The following is a 16,621-nucleotide window of genomic DNA, read 5'->3' on the forward strand; positions in this document are numbered from 1 at the left end:
CCTAGGTGGTCCAGAGGGAATGGACGGCGTGCGGGGCGATCCGCTCACGGCCTCCGAGGGCGGCGAGCTCGATGACGACGGAAACCGCGGTCACCACCCCGCCCAGCTGCTCCAGCAGCGCGATGGCCGCCCCGAGCGTCCCGCCGGTGGCCAGGACGTCGTCGACGAGCAGGACGCGCTGCCCCCGGGTGATCGCGTCGGTGTGCAGCTCGAGCGTCGCGGTGCCGTACTCCAGGTCGTAGTCGGCGGCCACCCGCTCGCGCGGCAGCTTGCCGGCCTTGCGGATCGGCACCACGCCGACGCCGGCGTCGAGGGCCACCGCCGCGGCGAGCAGGAAGCCCCGGGCCTCGACGCCGGCCACCACGTCGAAGCCGGGGTCGCCGGGGCCGGCACCGACGGCGGCGGCCGCCCGGGGGTCGGCCAGCGCCGGGGTGGCGAGGCCGTCGACCATGCGGCGGAACGCCACCGGGTCGGCGAACACCGGCGTCAGGTCGCGGAAGACGACGCCCGGGCTCGGGAAGTCGGGGACGTCGACGGCCAGCCCGGCGATGAGGACGTCGAGCGGTTCCCCACCGGCCGGGGCGGCGTCCACCGCTCCCGCGCTCACCGGCGCTTCTTGCTGCCGGCCTTGCGGTTCCCCGGCCGCTGCGGACGGGCGCCCGGCCGCGGCGCGGCGGTGGCGCCGCTGCCCGGGTCGGGGCGCACCGAGGACGGCGACTCGACGACGACGTCGGCCTCGACCCGCTCCGGCAGCGCCTCGTCGCGCTCGGCGACGGCGACCGGCGAGCGCCGCGACTCGGCCCGTGCCGCCCCGCCGGCCCGGCGGGCGCTGGCCACCTGCCCCCCGCCGCCGGCCGCGCGGGCCTCGGCCTGCCGGGCCGCGGCCGAGCGCCGGGCGAGCACCCGCTTGCGCAGCGCCTGCACCTCCGGCTCGCGCGCCTTGAGGTCGGCGGCGATCGGCGTGGCCAGGAAGATCGAGGAGTAGGCACCGGCGGCCAGGCCCACGAAGAGCACCAGCGCGAGGTCCTTGAGCGTGCCGACCCCCAGCAGGCCCGCGCCGACGAACAGCAGGCCGGCGACCGGCAGCAGCGCGATCACCGAGGTGTTGATCGAGCGCATCAGGGTCTGGTTGACCGCGAGGTTGGCCGCCTCGCCCCACGTCATGCGGGCGCTCTGGGCCAGCCCCTTGGTGTTCTCGTCGACCTTGTCGAAGACGACGACGGTGTCGTACAGCGAGAAGCCGAGGATGGTGAGCAGGCCGATGACCGTCGACGGGGTGACCTCGAACCCGATGAGCGCGTACACGCCGGCGGTGACGATCAGGTCGTGCAGCAGCGCCACGATCGCGGCGATCGCCAGCTTGGGCTGGAAGCGGACGGCGAGGAACAGCACGACCGCGACGAGGAACACCGCCAGCGCGATGAGCGCCTGCTGGGTGATGTCCTGGCCCCAGGCGGCGCTGACCGACTGCGGGCTGACCTCGCCGGGCGAGACCCCGGCGGCGTCGGCCACCGCGTCGACGACCGCGCTCTCCTCGTCGTTGGTCAGCTGGCCGGTGCGCAGCAGGATCTCGTTCCCGCCCACGACCTGGGCGCTGGCCACCTCGGCACCGGTGTCCTCGGCGGCGGTCTGCACGGCCTCGAGCTGCTCCTCGGAGGCGGGCACCCGGAAGCTGTTGCCGCCGGCGAACTCGATGCCGAAGTTGAAGCCGCGGAAGACCATCGCGGCGATGCAGACCAGCACCACCACGGCGGTGATCTGGTAGATCAGCTTGCTCTTGCCGACGACGTCGAGCCCGGCCTCGCCGTTGTAGAGGCGGTGGGTCAGCGACGCCCGGCGGACCGGGCGCCGGCGCCGGCCGCCGTCCTCCTCGTGCGGCAGACCCGCCTCGTCGAGCGCCTCGTCGTCGGCGGCACCGGCCGCGTCGTCGGCGGCCGACGACGCGTCGGCCGTCTCGTCGGCGTCGGTGCCGAGCGGCAGCTCGCGCTCCTCGACGTCCCGGTCGCGGCTCATGCCTTGCTCCTGTCCCGGGCGCCGGACCCGGCGCCCACCAGCTCCCGCTCGGCCGGCGCGGACGGCCGGGCCGCCCGCCGCGACCGGTCCACCTGGCCGAGGCCGCTGAACCGGCTGCTCCCGAACGACTTGAAGCGCGCCAGCACCGCCAGCAGCGGGTGGGTAAAGAGGAAGACGATGATCAGGTCGAGGACCGTGGAGAGGCCCAGGGTGAACGCGAAGCCCTTCACGTCGCCGATCGCCAGCACGTAGAGGATCGCGGCGGCGAGGAAGCTCACGGCGTCGGCCGAGAGGATCGTGCGCCGCGCCCGGGTCCACGCCCGCGGCACGGCCGAGCGCAGGCTGCGGCCCTCGCGGATCTCGTCCTTGAGGCGTTCGAAGTAGACGACGAACGAGTCGGCGGTGATGCCGATCGACACGATGAAGCCGGCGATGCCGGCCAGGCTCAGCGTGAAGCCGATCTCCCGGCCCAGCAGCACCAGGCTCGCGTAGACGACCACCGCGGACAGCCCGAGGCTGGCGATCATCACCAGGCCGAGCAGGCGGTAGTAGACCAGCGCGTAGACGAAGACCAGCACGATGCCGATACCGCCGGCGATGAACCCCGCCTGCAGCTGCTCCTCGCCCAGCTCGGTGGAGATCGACTGCGCGGTGGCCTGGGTGAAGGTCAGCGGCAGCGCGCCGTACTTGAGCTGGTTGGCCAGCTCCTCGGCGCTCTGCTGGTCGAAGTCACCGGTGATCGTCGTCTGGCCGTTGATCGCGCCCTGGATGGTGGGCGCGGAGACGACCAGCCCGTCGAGGGTGAACGCGACCTGGTTGCCGACGTTGGCGGCGGTGTAGTCCGCCCAGGTGGTGCGGCCCTCGGACTTGAAGTCGAGGAGCACGACCCAGGCGCCGGTGGCCTGCTGGGTGCCGGCGCTCGCGTCGGCGATCTCGGTGCCCTCGATGATCGTGGGGCCGAGCAGGTACTTGGTGCTGCCGTCGGTGCTGCAGGTCGCCACGTAGTCGTCGGACCGGCTGATCTCGCCGGTCGGGTTGGTGGTGTCGCAGGTCAGGGTCGCGTACTCGGCGGCCGCCTCCTCCTGCGTGACCGCCGGGCGGTCGGGGTCGAGGGACGGGTCCTCGACCGCGCCGTCGGACGACGCCGCGGCGCTGTCCGACGTGGGCGGGGCCGGCGCGCTCGAGGACGCCGCCGCGGTGCTGTCGGTGGGCGCCGCCGGGTCCGTGGGGGTGGCCCCGTCGGTCGGCGTCGCGCCGTCGGTCGGGGTGGCGCCGTCGGTGGGCGTGGCGCTGTCCGTCGTCGCCGGCGTGGCGGCGTCCTGCTGGACCACCGGGCGGAAGCGCAGCTGCGCCGTCGCGCCCAGCTCCCGGGCCTGCTCGCCGTCGTCACCCGGGACGGAGATGACGATGTTGGAGTCACCCTCGGTGACCACCTCTGCCTCGGCGACGCCGAGGCCGTTCACCCGCTGCTCGATGATCTGGCGGGCGAGCTCCAGGTCGGCCTGGTCGGGTGCCTGGCCGTCGGGGGTGCGCGCGGTCAGGGTCACCGTCGTCCCGCCGCGCAGGTCGAGGCCGAGCTGCGGCGTGCGGGTGTCGCCGGCGAAGAAGATCAGGCTGTACATCCCGGCGATGATCACCAGGAGGGCGGCGAAGTAGCGCCGCGCCGGGAGCTGTCGGTTGGCCACGGGAGACCTCCGGGTCAGCGCGTGCCGTCGGCGCCGTTGTCGTCGGCGGGACGCTCCGGCTCGACGGTGCTGCCGGGGACCTCACCGGCAGGCCTGCGCACCTCGAGGATGGCCTGCTGGACGAACGTGACGACGACCCCGGGCGCGATCTCGAGGTCGACGGTGGTGTCGCCCTTGCTGACCACGGTCCCGTGCAGCCCGCTGGTGGTCATCACCGGGGTACCGGGTGCGAGCGAGTCCCGCATCGCCTGCTGCTGGGCCTGCATGCGCTTGCGCTGCCGCGCGGGCAGCACGAACAGCAGGACCGCCGCCAGGGCGAGCAGGATGAGCGGGAAGTACTGCTCCAACACGAAGAGGGCCTCTCTACCGCGCAGCGTTCCGCGGTGGGTGCGCCCCCGCTGCCGGGGACGCTCGGGTACGTCCGTCTGTGGCGCCGACCCGGCGTGACCGGGCAGGACGCGCGCGGCCGCGGCCGGACGGGTTGCGCGCCAGCGCAAAGCAGTCTAGGCGTCGAACAGCGTCTCTGACGACGACCCTGGTACCTGTGGGACCCCTGGGAGGGAGCCCAGGATCCCGGCCCCCCTCGGTACCTGGTGCCCCAGGTGCCGCCACGCCGCCTCGGTGGCCACCCGACCGCGCGGGGTGCGGGCGAGCAGCCCGGCGCGCACGAGGAACGGCTCGCACACCTCCTCGACCGTGTGCGGCTCCTCCCCCACGGCCACGGCCAGCGTGGCCACGCCCACCGGGCCGCCGCCGAACTTGGTCACCAGCGCGTCGAGCACCTCGCGGTCCAGCCGGTCGAGGCCGAGCTCGTCGACGTCGTAGAGCGCCAGCGCGGCGCGGGCGACCTCGCGGGTGACCCGGCCGTCGGCCTTGACCTCGGCGAAGTCGCGGACCCGGCGCAGCAGCCGGTTGGCGATGCGCGGTGTGCCGCGCGAGCGCCGGGCGATCTCGGCCGACCCCTCGTCGGTGAGCTCCACGCCGAGCAGGTCGGCGCTGCGGGCGAGCACCCGCTGCAGCTCCTCCGGCTCGTAGAACTCCATCTGCCCGACGAACCCGAAGCGGTCGCGCAGCGGCCCGGTGAGCAGGCCGGCGCGGGTGGTCGCCCCGACGAGCGTGAACGGGTTGATTTCCAGCGGGATCGCGGTGGCGCCGGGCCCCTTGCCGACGACGACGTCGACGCGGAAGTCCTCCATCGCCATGTACAGCAGCTCTTCGGCGGGGCGCGCGATCCGGTGGATCTCGTCGATGAACAGCACGTCGCCCGGGCCGAGGTTGGACAGCATCGCCGCCAGGTCGCCCGAGCGCTCGATCGCCGGGCCGCTGGTGATCTTCACCGAGGTGCCGAGCTCCGAGCCGATGATCAAGGCGAGGCTGGTCTTGCCCAGCCCGGGCGGACCCGACAGCAGCACGTGGTCCGGCGGCCGGCCGCGCCGCTTGGCGCCCTCGAGGACGAGGTCGAGCTGGCGGGCCACCTTCGGCTGGCCGATGAAGTCGGCCAGCGAGTGCGGCCGCAGCGCCGACTCGACCACCCGCTCCTCGTCGCCGGCCGCCGCGGACACCGAGAAGTCCCGGCCGTAGCCCTCCGCGAGCTCGGCCGACATCGGGACGTCGAACGGGTTGCTCATGAGCGGCCCAGCATCTGCAGGGCCTGCCGCAGCAGGACCGCGACCTGGATGCCGCCGTTGGCGGCCTGCTCCTCGGCGACCGGCTCGAGCGCGCTCACCGCGGAGTCGGCCTCACGGCCGGACCAGCCCAGCCCGACCAGGGCCGCCGACAGCTGGTCGCGCCACGGGGCCACGGGCGTGACCGGGGGCAGGCCCGCGGGCGCGGGTCCGTCGAGCTGGGTGTCGCTGGTCGTCGCGCCGAGCCGGTCGCGCAGCTCCAGCACCAGGCGCTCGGCGCCCTTCTTGCCGATGCCGGGCACCTGCATGAGCGCCTTGAGGTCGCCCATCGACACCGCGCGGCGCACCTCCCGCGGCGGGTGGATGGCCAGGACCGCCTGGGCGAGCCGCGGGCCGACGCCGTTGGCGGTCTGCAGCAGCTCGAACAGCTGGCGCTCGTCGTCGTCGGCGAAGCCGTAGAGGGTCAGGGAGTCCTCGCGGACGACGAGGCTGGTCGACAGCCGCGCCTGCTCCCCCACCTGCAGCCGGGCGATGGTGCCCGGCGTGCACTGCACCGCCAGGCCGACCCCGCCGACCTCGACGACGGCGCCGTCCGGCGACACCGCGGCCACCCGGCCGCTCACGCTGGCGATCACCGGGAGACCCCCTGCCAGCGCGGCAGCGTGCGCGGCGCCATGGACGCGCCCAGCCCGCCGGCCAGCGCCGCCGTCCGGAGCCGGTTCTGCGCCGGGCCGCGCCAGACGTGGCAGACCGCCAGCGCCAGCGCGTCGGCGGCGTCGGCGGGCTTCGGCGCCGCCGAGAGCCCGAGGACCCGGGTGACCATGAGGGTGACCTGCTCCTTGTCCGCCCGGCCGTTGCCGGAGATCGCGGCCTTGACCTCGCTGGGGGTGTGCCAGGCGACCGGCCGGTCTGCCTGCGCGGCGGCCAGCGCCGCGACCCCGGCGGCCTGCGCGGTGCCCGTCGCCGTCCCCTTGTTGCTCTGGGTGAAGACCCGCTCGATGGCCACGACGTCGGGCCGGTGCTCGCGCAGCAGCGCGGTGACCTGGGTGTGCAGCTCCAGCAGCCGCAGCTCCAGGTCGAGCTCGGCGGAGCTGCGGATCACGCCGACGCCGACCGCGCTCGGGCGGGCGCCGGGGCGGCCGTCGACGATGCCCCACCCGCACCGGGTGAGGCCGGGGTCGATGCCCAGGACCCGCATGCTGGCGCCTCCCACCGTGAGCCGAACGGGTGTTCGACCCAGGCTAACCGTCCCGCACGACGACGCCGACGCGCAACACGCCGATCCGGGCCTCAGCCCACCTTCTCGAGGACCTCGTCGGACACGTCGTAGTTGGCGTAGACGTTCTGCACGTCGTCGCAGTCCTCGAGGGCGTCGATGAGGCGGAACACCTTGCCGGCGCCGTCCTCGTCGAGCTCGATCGTCGTGCTGGGCACGAACCCGGCCTCGGCGGAGTCGTAGTCGATCCCGGCGTCCTGCAGCGCGGTGCGGACGGCGACCAGGTCGGTCGGCTCGCTGATCACCTCGAAGGTGTCGCCGAGGTCGCGGACCTCCTCGGCGCCGGCGTCGAGGACGGCCAGGAGCACCGAGTCCTCGTCGGTCGCGCCGCTCTCCTGCGCCTTGGGCACCACGACGACGCCCTTGCGGGAGAACAGGTAGGACACCGAGCCCGGGTCGGCCATCGAGCCGCCGTTGCGGGTCATCGCCGTGCGCACCTCGGAGGCGGCCCGGTTGCGGTTGTCGGTGAGGCACTCGATGAGCACCGCCACGCCGCCGGCGGCGTAGCCCTCGTACATGATCGTCTGCCAGTCGGCGCCGCCGCCCTCGGCACCGGACCCGCGCTTGACCGCGCGGTCGATGTTGTCGTTGGGGACCGAGGACTTCTTCGCCTTCTGGATGGCGTCGTAGAGCGTCGGGTTGCCCGCCGGGTCACCGCCGCCGGTGCGCGCCGCGACCTCGACGTTCTTGATGAGCTTGGCGAAGAGCTTGCCGCGCTTGGCGTCGATCGCGGCCTTCTTGTGCTTCGTCGTCGCCCACTTGGAGTGGCCGCTCACGAGTCCTCCTCTGCACGCCCGGCCCCGATCTGGTCGGCCAGGTTCTGTCGCACCAGGTCCACGAACAGCGCGTGCACCCGGCGGTCCCCGGTCAGCTCGGGGTGGAAGCTGGTGGCCACCAGGTTCCCCTGGCGGACGGCGACGATCCTACCGTCGGCCGGCCCGCCCTCGACCCGGCCGAGGACCTCCACGCGCTCGCCGGCCTCCTCGACCCAGGGCGCGCGGATGAACACCGCGTGCACCGGGCCGCCGGTCAGCCCCGCCACGACGACGTCGGACTCGAAGCTGTCGACCTGGCGGCCGAAGGCGTTGCGGCGCACGGTCACGTCCAGCCCGCCGATGGTCGGCTGGCCCGGCGGGGCGTCGAGGAGCCGGTCGGCCAGCAGGATCATCCCGGCGCACGAGCCGTAGACGGGCAGCCCGCCGGCCACCGCCGCGCGCAGCGGCCCGAGCAGCCCGAACCGGTCGGCCAGCTTGGCGATCGTCGTGGACTCGCCGCCCGGCAGCACCAGCCCGTCGACGGCGGCGAGCTCCTCCGGACGCCGGACCGGCACCGCCTCCGCGCCCTGGGCCCGCACCGCGGCGAGGTGCTCGCGGACGTCGCCCTGCAGCGCCAGCACCCCGACGCGCGGGGCCCGGTCCACCGTGATCACGGCGCCCCGACCACCGATGCGGCCGTGCGGGTGGTCACGACGCCATGATCGCGGGGAGAGACCGGTCGCGGTCACCAGCCGCGGGTGGCGTACCGCTCGGCCTCGGGCAGCGTGGTGACGTTGATGCCCACCATCGGCTCGCCCAGGCCGCGGGACACCTTGGCGATCACGTCCGGGTCGTCGAAGAACGTGGTGGCCTGCACGATCGCGGCGGCACGCTGCGCGGGGTCGCCGGACTTGAAGATGCCCGAGCCGACGAAGACGCCCTCGGCGCCGAGCTGCATCATCATCGCGGCATCCGCCGGGGTGGCGATGCCGCCGGCGGTGAACAGCACGACCGGCAGCTTCCCGAGCCGGGCGACCTCGGCCACCAGCGGGTACGGCGCGCGCAGCTCCTTGGCCGCGACGTAGAGCTCGGTCTCGTCGAGCGTGCCCAGCCGGCGGATGCCCGCCCGGATCGCCCGCATGTGCCGGGTGGCCTCGACGACGTTGCCGGTGCCGGCCTCGCCCTTGGAGCGGATCATCGCCGCGCCCTCGGCGATCCGCCGCAGCGCCTCCCCCAGGTCGGTGGCGCCGCAGACGAACGGCACGGTGAACCCGTGCTTGGCGATGTGGTGCTCCTCGTCGGCGGGCGTGAGCACCTCGGACTCGTCGACGTAGTCCACGCCGAGGGCCTGCAGCACCTGCGCCTCGACGAAGTGGCCGATCCGGGCCTTGGCCATCACCGGGATCGAGACCGCGTCGATGATCCCGGCGATCATGTCGGGGTCGCTCATCCGCGCGATGCCGCCCTGGGCGCGGATGTCGGCCGGCACCCGCTCCAGCGCCATGACGGCGACGGCGCCGGCGTCCTCGGCGATCCGCGCCTGGTCGGGGGTGACGACGTCCATGATGACGCCGCCCTTGAGCTGCTCGGCCATCCCGCGCTTGACCAGGTCGGTGCCGGTCGAGGGGGTGGTGTCAGGGGATTGGTCGTGCGTCGCCACGGGATGCTGCCTCGAGTCGTCGGGGATCTTGACCTGGCGATCCTACGGCCGCTCGGTCCCCCGGTCGGCGGCCGTCGGCCCGCGCAGCTCCTCGGCCACCTCGTCGTCGATGTCGAAGAAGCGCGGCAGCGGGCGGCGGGCGTGCAGCCGCATCAACCGGGCGAACCGGCGCCGGCGCAGCTCACGGGTGTCGCGGACGGCGTCGTTGTAGAAGCGCCGGGCAAGCTGCACCCGGGTGCCGGTGCCGACGAGGTCGGCCACCAGGGCGGTGGGGATGGCGAGGTCGGTGGGCAGCTCGCGCAGCTCGCGGCCGAGGGCGTTCTCGGCCAGCTCCCGGTCGCCGGCCTGCGGTGCGCGGACCCCGGCGGCCGCGGCGGCCAGCCGGGCGGCGGTCGGCTCCCCCACGGCGGCGGCGTGGTCACGGGCGAGCTCGTCGGCCAGCCCCGCGCGCCGCTGCAGCTGCGTGTCCAGCGCCGTCCACGCCCGCTCCACCCGCGCCTCCAGCCGGCGCAGGCGGGTCAGCGTCCACGCCGTCCACACCAGCAGGAGCACGACGACGACGGCGCCGACGATCAGCCAGGCCCCGGTCGTCACGGGCCGTCACGCTATCGCCGCACGCGGATGCGGCGGGACCACCCGTCCCCCACGGCCGGCTGCGGCAGCCCGGGGAGGTCGTGGTCGGCCGCCGTCACCTCGCCGCCGGGGACGGCGACGGTCTCGTAGACGGCGAGGATCCGCTGGGCGAGGACCGACCAGTCGTAGCCGGCCGCGACCTGCCGCCCGTGCGCCGAGAGCCGCGCCCGACGGTCGGGGTCGGTGATCAGCTCGTCCAGCGCCGCGGCCAGCGCCGCCGCGTCGCCCCGGCGGACCAGCACCCCGGCGGCGCCGTCGTCGAGCACCTTGGCGAAGGCGTCGAGGTCGCTGGCGACGATCGGCGCGCCCGCGGCCAGCGCCTCGATGAGGATCACGCCGAAGGACTCGCCGAGCAGGTTGGGGGCGCAGTAGACGTCGACCGACCGCAGGAACGCCGCCTTGTCCGGCTCGCTCAGCTCGCCCAGCAGGGCCACGTGCGCCCGCAGGTCGTCGCCGACCAGGTCCTGCAGCTCGCCGGGGTCGCCGCGGCCGGCGATCAGCAGCCGCGCCCCGGGGTGGCGGCGGACGACGGTCCGCATCGCCTCGAGCAGAACCGGCAGGCCCTTGCGGGGCTCGTCGTAGCGACCGAGGAAGCCGATCGTCGGGCCGTCGACGCCGCGGGTTTGCCCGGGCAGCCCGGGGCCGTCGGCGAAGGCGGCCACGTGCACCCCGTTCGGGATGATCACCGCGTCTCCGCCGAGGTGCTCGACCTGCACCCGGCGGGCGAAGTCGGAGACGGCGATGCGGCCGGTGATCTTCTCCAACCAGGGCCGCACGATCGGCCCCCAGGCGGCCAGCCACTTCGAGCGCACCGTGGCCGCGTGGAAGGTGGCGACGATGGGGCCCTCGGCCATCATGCAGACGAGCAGGCCGATCGACGGCGGTGCCGGGTCGTGCACGTGGACCACGTCGAAGTGGCCGTCGCGCAGCCAGCGCCGCACCCGGGCGGCCGACACGGGTCCGAACTGGACGCTGGCCATCGAGCCGTTGTACGGGATCGGCACGGTGCGGCCGGCGAAGGTCAGCCAGGGCTCGGTCAGCGACTCCTCGCGCTCGGCGGGGGTGAGCACCTCCACGTGGTGGCCGAGGCCGCGCAGGGTCTCGGCCAGGTCGCGCACGTGGTACTGGACGCCGCCCGGCACGTCCCACTGGTAGGGGCACACCAGGCCGATGCGCATCAGGACGCCCCTCTCCTCGGGGTCGTGCGCGGCGGGTCTCGGGGCACATCGGACCAGATCCGGCCCAGCACGTGCCAGTCCTCCGGCTGCGCCGCGATCACCCGGGTGAACGCGTCGGCGACGCCCTGCATCGCCCCGGTGACGCGGTCCTTGAGCCGGCCGCCCCCGTCGACCGGCACCTCCGGCAGGATGCACAGCCGCCAGCCGTCGTCGGTGAACTGGCAGACCACCGGGTGCAGCGCGGCACCGGTCTGCGCGGCCAGCAGCGCCGGGCCGCCGGGCATCGTGGTCGCCCGGCCGAAGAACTGCACCGGCACCCCGCCGCTGCCCAGGTCGCGGTCGACGACCAGGCAGACCGACCCGCCGTCGCCGACCCACTCGCGCAGCACCGTCGAGCTCGGCCGCGGGCCGCCGGTGAGCGGGACGACCCGCATGCCGAGGGTCTCGCGGTACTCGAGGAAGCGCCGGTACACCGACTCGGGCTTGAGCCGTTCGGCGACGGTCATGAACGGCCCGCCGAGGAAGTCGACGAACCACACGCCGGCGGCGTCCCAGTTCCCGCTGTGCGGCAGGGCCAGGATCATCGGCCGACCGGACGAGCGGCCCCGCTCCAGGTGCTCGATCCCGTAGCCGCTGGTCCCGCGGACGATGGCCCGGGGGTCCATGGCCGGCAGCCGGAAGGCCTCGCGCCAGTAGCGGGCGTAGGACCGCACCGCCCGCGCGGTCAGCTCGTCGAGCTCCGGCTCCGACAGCGCACCGCCGGTGGCGACCCGCAGGTTGGCCCGCAGCTGCCGGGTGCCCGGCCCGTCCCGCCGCGCCGCCCAGGTCCCCGCCGCGTCGAAGGCCCGGCGCGCCGCCCCCTCGGGCAGCAGCCGGATCGCGCCCCAGCCCGCCGCGAACCCGGCGTCGGTCAGCGCGGCGCCGGCGCGGGCGCGCAGCCCGCGATCGCCGCTCACGGCGCCGGTGCGGCCGGCGGGGCCGGCTCCGAGCTGGGCAGCGGCCGGCCGCGGGCGGCGCGGTGCACGGCGACGAACCGCTGCCCGACGGTGATCGCGCTGCCCACCAGCAGGATCCAGAGCGCGACGTGCAGGGCGTAGGGCACGCCCAGCCCGGTCAGGCCGGCGCCGGTGAGCACCAGGATCAGCCGCTCGGTGCGCTCGACGATGCCGACGTCGGCGGAGAGCCCGACCCCCTCGGCGCGGGCCTTGACGTAGGAGGTCAGGACGCCGAGCACCAGGCACACGAGGGACAGCAGGACCAGCAGCCGGTTGTCGCCGGGCCCGGCGAACCACCAGGCGAGCGAGGCGAAGATGGCGGCGTCGGAGGCGCGGTCGCCGGTGGAGTCGAGCACCGCGCCGAACAGCGACCCGCCGCCGCGGGCGCGGGCCAGCGCGCCGTCGAGCATGTCGAGCAGCACCAGCAGCGTGACGACGAGGGCGCCCCAGAACAGGTGCCCGGTGCCGAGCAGGAACACCGAGGCGGCGATCGAGCCCAGGGTGCCGGTGACCGTCACCGCGTCGGGGGTCACGCCCGCGCGCGCCAGCCGGGTCACCACGGGCGCGAGCACCCGGGCCACCGCGGGGCGCGCGCCGCCGAGCACGTCAGGCCTCCCCGGCCGGCGCGTGGTCGGCCCAGGCCGCGGCCAGCAGGGCACGGGTCTCGGTGAGCACCTGCGGCAGCACCCGGGTCAGCCCGACCACCGGCATGAAGTTGGTGTCGCCGCCCCACCGCGGCACCGCGTGCTGGTGCAGGTGGTCGGCGATGCCGGCGCCGGCGATGTGCCCCTGGTTCATCCCGATGTTGAACCCGTGGGCGCCGCTGATCGCGCGGATGGTCCGCATCGCCGTCTGGGTGAAGGCGCCCAGCTCGGCGACCTCGTCGGTGGTGAGGTCGGTGTAGTCGGGCACGTGGCGGTACGGGACCACCATCAGGTGCCCGGCGTTGTACGGGTACAGGTTGAGGACGGCGAACACCGTCTCCCCCCGCGCGACGATCAGCCCCTCCTCGTCGCCCATCTTCGGGATGAGGCAGAAGGGGCAGTCGTGGTCGCCGGTCGGCTTGCCCTCGCCGCGGATGTAGGCCATCCGGTACGGCGTCCACAGGTGCTCGAACACCGACGTCGGGCCGCCGTCGTCGTTCGGGACGGGTACGGCGACGCTCTCGCGCTCGCTCACACCGGGACCTCGGCATTCGGGTCGGCGTTGTGCCGGGCGCCGACCCAGTTCGCCACGTGCTCGACCGCGGCGGCGATCGGGACGCCGTTGCGCTGGCTGCCGTCGCGGTAGCGGAAGGAGACCGCGCCCGCCTCGGCGTCGGTGGCACCGGCGATGAGCACGAACGGCACCTTCTGCTTGCTCGCCGTCCGGATCTTCTTCTGCATGCGGTCGTCGGAGTCGTCGATCTCCACCCGCAGGCCCCGCTCCCGCAGCCGCAGGGCGACGTCCTGCAGGTACCCGACCTGGTCGTCGGTGACCGGGATGCCGACCACCTGCACCGGTGCCAGCCACGCCGGGAAGGCGCCGGCGTAGTGCTCGGTGAGCACGCCGAAGAACCGCTCGATCGACCCGAACTTGGCCGAGTGGATCATCACCGGCTGCTGGTGGCTGCCGTCGGCGGCGGTGAACTCCAGGCCGAAACCGGCCGGCTGGTTGAAGTCGTACTGGATGGTCGACATCTGCCAGGTGCGGCCGATGGCGTCGCGGGCCTGGACCGAGATCTTCGGCCCGTAGAAGGCCGCGCCGCCCGGGTCGGGCACGAGCTCCAGGCCGGTCTCCTTGGCCGCCTCCTCGAGCACGGCGGTGGCCTTGGCCCAGTCCTCCTCGGACCCGACGAACTTCGACTGCTTGGCCGGGTCGTCGCCGCGGGTGGACAGCTCCAGGTAGTAGTCGTCGAGGCCGAAGTCGCGCAGCAGGCCGAGCACGAAGTGCAGCAGGTGGCGGATCTCGCCGGGCGCCTGCTCGGGGGTGACGTAGCTGTGCGAGTCGTCCTGCGTCAGGCCGCGCACCCGGGTCAGGCCGTGCACGACGCCGGACTTCTCGTATCGGTACACCGAGCCGAACTCGAAGAACCGCAGCGGCAGCTCGCGGTAGGACCGTCCGCGCGACCGGTAGATCAGGTTGTGCATCGGGCAGTTCATGGCCTTGAGGTAGTACTGCGCGTTCTCCAGCTCCATCGGCGGGAACATGGTGTCGGCGTAGTACGGCAGGTGGCCCGACAGCTCGAAGACGTGCGCCTTGGTGATGTGCGGCGTCCCGACGTAGGAGAAGCCCTCCTCGATGTGCCGCCGGCGGACGTAGTCCTCCATCTCCCGCTTGACCACGCCGCCCTTGGGGTGGAACACCGCCAGGCCGGAGCCGATCTCGTCGGGGAAGCTGAACAGGTCCAGCTCGGCGCCGAGGCGCCGGTGGTCGCGCCGCTCGGCCTCGGCCAGCTGCTCGAGGTAGGCCTTGTGCGCCTCCCGGCTCTCCCACGCCGTCCCGTAGATGCGCTGCAGCTGCGGGTTCTTCTCGCTGCCCCGCCAGTAGGCGGCGGCCGAGCGGGTGAGGGAGAAGGCCGGGATGTTGTTCGTGCGCGGCAGGTGCGGGCCGCGGCAGAGGTCGGTCCAGACGCGGTCGCCGGTGCGCGCGTCGAGGTTGTCGTACATCGTCAGCTGGCCGCCGCCGACCTCGACGCTCGCGCCCTCGGCGTCGTCGTTCCCGCCACCCTTGAGGTCGATGAGCTCGAGCTTGTACGGCTCGTGCGCCAGCTCCGCCTTGGCCTCGGCGTCGCTGATCTCCCGGCGGGAGAACCGCTGCCCGGCCCGGACGATCTCGGTCATCTTCTTCTCGAGAGCCTGCAGGTCCTCGGGCGTGAAGGGCCGCTCGGGGTCGAAGTCGTAGTAGAAGCCGTTCTCGACCGGCGGGCCGATGCCCAGCCGCGTGCCGGGGAACAGCTCCTGCACCGCCTGGGCGAGCACGTGCGCCGTCGAGTGCCGGATGACCGCGCGGCCCTCGGGGCTGGCGGCCGGCACCGGCTCCACCTCGGCGTCGGCGTCGGGCACCCACGCGAGGTCCTTGAGGTCGCCGGAGGCCAGGTCGCGGACGACGACGGCGCCGTCCGGGCCCTTGAGCGCGACGCCGGCCTCCTTGAGCGCGTCGGCCGCGGTGGTCCCGGCCGGCACCCGGATCGGGGCGAGCGCGGCGGGGGTGGGTGCGGCAGGCACGAGGAGCTCCCAGGGGTCGGTCGGTGCGCCCGCGCCGGTCGGGCGGGCACCCCTGAGGTTAGTGCCCGTCGCCGTGGACCCCGGCGGAATACGCCGACCCGCGCCTCAGGGCAGCAGCTGCACCGGGTCGCCGGGGCGCACCCGCCCGGGCGTGCGCACCTCGGCGTAGACGCCGAGGCAGTGCTTCGGCGTCCGGGTCACCTGGAGCTCGGCCTCGCCGATGCGCACCGTCCGGCCCACCCAGCCGCGCTCGTCCTCGCCCTCGGGCAGGTCGAGCAGCAGGTTGGCCCGCGGGTCGGCGGCCGAGCAGCCCTCGGGGACGTCGCCGGCGGCCGCGCGGTCGATCGCGGCCCGGCTGACCAGGTGCACCGCGGCGGCGTCGACCTGCGGTGACCCGGCCCGTTCCAACCGGACCGGGCGGCCGAGGACCTGGGTGAGGGTGATCGTGTCGGCCTCGTCGTCCCCGGTGGCGACGACCTGGGCCATCTCGGGGGTGCTCTTGACGGTGACCCGCTCCCCCGTCGTCGCGTCGACGACGGCCCAGGCCCGGTCCCCGGCCAGCCCGCCGGGGCCGACCTCGGCCTCGGGCACGGTGCGGCCGCCGAGGCTCTTCACCGGGTAGACGAACACCTGCAGAACCGAGCCCACTACGCGACCGTACGTCCGGCCCCTCGGCGGCGCAGCCGCCGCAGCTGGGAGTCCAGGTAGGGCCGCGCCCGGCGCTGGCCACCGGTGCGGGCGATCGCGACCTCCAGCGCCGCCAGCGTGCGCACCAGGCGTGCCTCGTCGGGCGCCCAGCCGCGCCGCTCGCACTCGGTCAGCCAGTCCGCCGGGGTGCGGTGCCCCCGGTCGGCGTTGCACCGCCGGCAGGCGGCGACCTCGTTCTCCAGCCACGACGGCCCGCCCTTCACCCGCGGGACGACGTGCTCGGTGGTGGGCCGCACCAGCGGCCCGAAGGCCCGGCCGCACCAGACGCAGGTGGGGCCGTCCCGCTCGAGGATCGCGTCGAGCCGGTCGGCGCGGTCGAGCTGGGGCACTCCCCCATGGTGCGCCCGCCGGCCGCACCGCGCCGCCGGTCGGGCGGTGGGGAGCACGGTCAGGCGAGTCGGGGCTGGCCGTCCTCACCGAGCAGGCCCTGCCGCACCCACTCGCGGACCGGCACCTCCATCGGCAGACCCGGGACATCGGCGACGTCGACCCATGCGGCGTCGGAGGTCTCGCGCCGGTCCCCGCGCGGTTCGCCGTCGACGAGCTCCCCGCGCACCACGACCGCGAACTGCTGGCGCACCAGCCCGTCGGCGCCCCGGATCACCAGCAAGGGGTCGGTGAACACCCCGGCCAGCCCGGTCACCCGGATGCGCAGCCCCGCCTCCTCCGCCGTCTCGCGGACGGCGGTGTCCGCCGCGCTCTCCCCGATGTCGACCCGGCCGCCCGGCAGCTCCCACCGGCCGCTGTCGCAGCGGCGCACCAGCAGCAGCCGCCGTCCCGCCCTCACCACGACGAAGACCGTCGGGACGACCACGGTCGCCGGAGGCGCCCCGGGATCGTGGAACCAGACCCGCCGCACCGGTGTGAGCATCGCCGCCGCCTCGTCA

The 16,621-nt window shown here is 74.6% G+C and carries 19 protein-coding genes; all 19 read right to left on the reverse strand.

The genetic code is table 11. The features are described 5' to 3' along the window. Position 1 precedes the first annotated feature (1 nt). Positions 2–607: an adenine phosphoribosyltransferase gene (locus ACI797_RS16930; RefSeq protein ID WP_456859912.1), complete on the reverse strand. Its 606-nt coding sequence runs from the start codon at positions 605–607 to the stop codon at positions 2–4. Further along, positions 604–2,013, reverse strand: coding sequence for a protein translocase subunit SecF (gene secF / locus ACI797_RS16935; protein WP_456859914.1), 1,410 nt, complete (start codon positions 2,011–2,013; stop codon positions 604–606). Before secF ends, ACI797_RS16930 begins: the two co-directional genes overlap by 4 nt. Next, positions 2,010–3,698 carry a protein translocase subunit SecD gene (gene secD / locus ACI797_RS16940; RefSeq protein ID WP_456859915.1) on the reverse strand — a complete coding sequence of 563 codons (1,689 nt, stop codon included), beginning with the start codon at positions 3,696–3,698 and terminating at the stop codon, positions 2,010–2,012. Before secD ends, secF begins: the two co-directional genes overlap by 4 nt. A gap of 14 nt (positions 3,699–3,712) precedes the next feature. Continuing rightward, positions 3,713–4,048 carry a preprotein translocase subunit YajC gene (yajC, locus tag ACI797_RS16945; RefSeq protein WP_456859916.1) on the reverse strand — a complete coding sequence of 112 codons (336 nt, stop codon included), beginning with the start codon at positions 4,046–4,048 and terminating at the stop codon, positions 3,713–3,715. A 153-nt stretch (positions 4,049–4,201) separates the two neighbouring features. Then, positions 4,202–5,326 (reverse strand): Holliday junction branch migration DNA helicase RuvB, encoded by a 1,125-nt coding sequence (gene ruvB, locus ACI797_RS16950; RefSeq protein ID WP_456859917.1) that lies wholly within the window; start codon positions 5,324–5,326, stop codon positions 4,202–4,204. Continuing rightward, complete coding sequence (gene ruvA / locus ACI797_RS16955; protein ID WP_456859918.1) at positions 5,323–5,958, reverse strand: Holliday junction branch migration protein RuvA; 636 nt, start codon at positions 5,956–5,958, stop codon at positions 5,323–5,325. Before ruvA ends, ruvB begins: the two co-directional genes overlap by 4 nt. Then, positions 5,955–6,521: a crossover junction endodeoxyribonuclease RuvC gene (ruvC, locus tag ACI797_RS16960; RefSeq protein WP_456859919.1), complete on the reverse strand. Its 567-nt coding sequence runs from the start codon at positions 6,519–6,521 to the stop codon at positions 5,955–5,957. Before ruvC ends, ruvA begins: the two co-directional genes overlap by 4 nt. Before the next feature lie 92 nt (positions 6,522–6,613). Further along, positions 6,614–7,375: a YebC/PmpR family DNA-binding transcriptional regulator gene (locus tag ACI797_RS16965; protein ID WP_456541067.1), complete on the reverse strand. Its 762-nt coding sequence runs from the start codon at positions 7,373–7,375 to the stop codon at positions 6,614–6,616. Then, positions 7,372–8,028, reverse strand: coding sequence for a pyridoxal 5'-phosphate synthase glutaminase subunit PdxT (gene pdxT / locus ACI797_RS16970; protein ID WP_456859921.1), 657 nt, complete (start codon positions 8,026–8,028; stop codon positions 7,372–7,374). Before pdxT ends, ACI797_RS16965 begins: the two co-directional genes overlap by 4 nt. Positions 8,029–8,099: 71 nt before the next feature. Continuing rightward, positions 8,100–9,014 (reverse strand): pyridoxal 5'-phosphate synthase lyase subunit PdxS, encoded by a 915-nt coding sequence (pdxS, locus tag ACI797_RS16975; RefSeq protein ID WP_456859922.1) that lies wholly within the window; start codon positions 9,012–9,014, stop codon positions 8,100–8,102. Positions 9,015–9,056: 42 nt separating this feature from the next. Next, a complete protein-coding gene (locus tag ACI797_RS16980; RefSeq protein ID WP_456859923.1) occupies positions 9,057–9,608 on the reverse strand; it encodes a hypothetical protein in 552 nt (183 codons plus the stop codon). A gap of 11 nt (positions 9,609–9,619) precedes the next feature. After that, positions 9,620–10,825, reverse strand: coding sequence for a glycosyltransferase family 4 protein (locus ACI797_RS16985; protein ID WP_456859924.1), 1,206 nt, complete (start codon positions 10,823–10,825; stop codon positions 9,620–9,622). Continuing rightward, entirely contained in the window at positions 10,825–11,781 is a 957-nt protein-coding gene (locus tag ACI797_RS16990; protein WP_456859925.1) for a phosphatidylinositol mannoside acyltransferase, read from the reverse strand. The genes ACI797_RS16985 and ACI797_RS16990 overlap by 1 nt, the downstream gene beginning before the upstream one ends. Next, positions 11,778–12,425, reverse strand: a complete 648-nt coding sequence (gene pgsA / locus ACI797_RS16995; protein ID WP_456859926.1) for a phosphatidylinositol phosphate synthase — start codon at positions 12,423–12,425, stop codon at positions 11,778–11,780. Before pgsA ends, ACI797_RS16990 begins: the two co-directional genes overlap by 4 nt. A 1-nt stretch (position 12,426) precedes the next feature. Further along, complete coding sequence (locus tag ACI797_RS17000; protein WP_456859927.1) at positions 12,427–12,999, reverse strand: HIT family protein; 573 nt, start codon at positions 12,997–12,999, stop codon at positions 12,427–12,429. Further along, complete coding sequence (gene thrS / locus ACI797_RS17005; protein ID WP_456859928.1) at positions 12,996–15,026, reverse strand: threonine--tRNA ligase; 2,031 nt, start codon at positions 15,024–15,026, stop codon at positions 12,996–12,998. The genes ACI797_RS17000 and thrS overlap by 4 nt, the downstream gene beginning before the upstream one ends. Before the next feature lie 105 nt (positions 15,027–15,131). Next, a complete protein-coding gene (locus tag ACI797_RS17010) occupies positions 15,132–15,674 on the reverse strand; it encodes an MOSC N-terminal beta barrel domain-containing protein (protein ID WP_456859929.1) in 543 nt (180 codons plus the stop codon). Further along, positions 15,674–16,063 carry an HNH endonuclease gene (locus ACI797_RS17015; protein WP_456859930.1) on the reverse strand — a complete coding sequence of 130 codons (390 nt, stop codon included), beginning with the start codon at positions 16,061–16,063 and terminating at the stop codon, positions 15,674–15,676. Before ACI797_RS17015 ends, ACI797_RS17010 begins: the two co-directional genes overlap by 1 nt. Positions 16,064–16,122: 59 nt before the next feature. Next, on the reverse strand, positions 16,123–16,605 hold the full coding sequence (locus ACI797_RS17020) for an NUDIX hydrolase (protein WP_456859931.1): 483 nt from the start codon (positions 16,603–16,605) through the stop codon (positions 16,123–16,125). Positions 16,606–16,621: the final 16 nt, after the last annotated feature.

The sequence above is a fragment of the Geodermatophilus sp. SYSU D00691 genome (assembly GCF_054050275.1).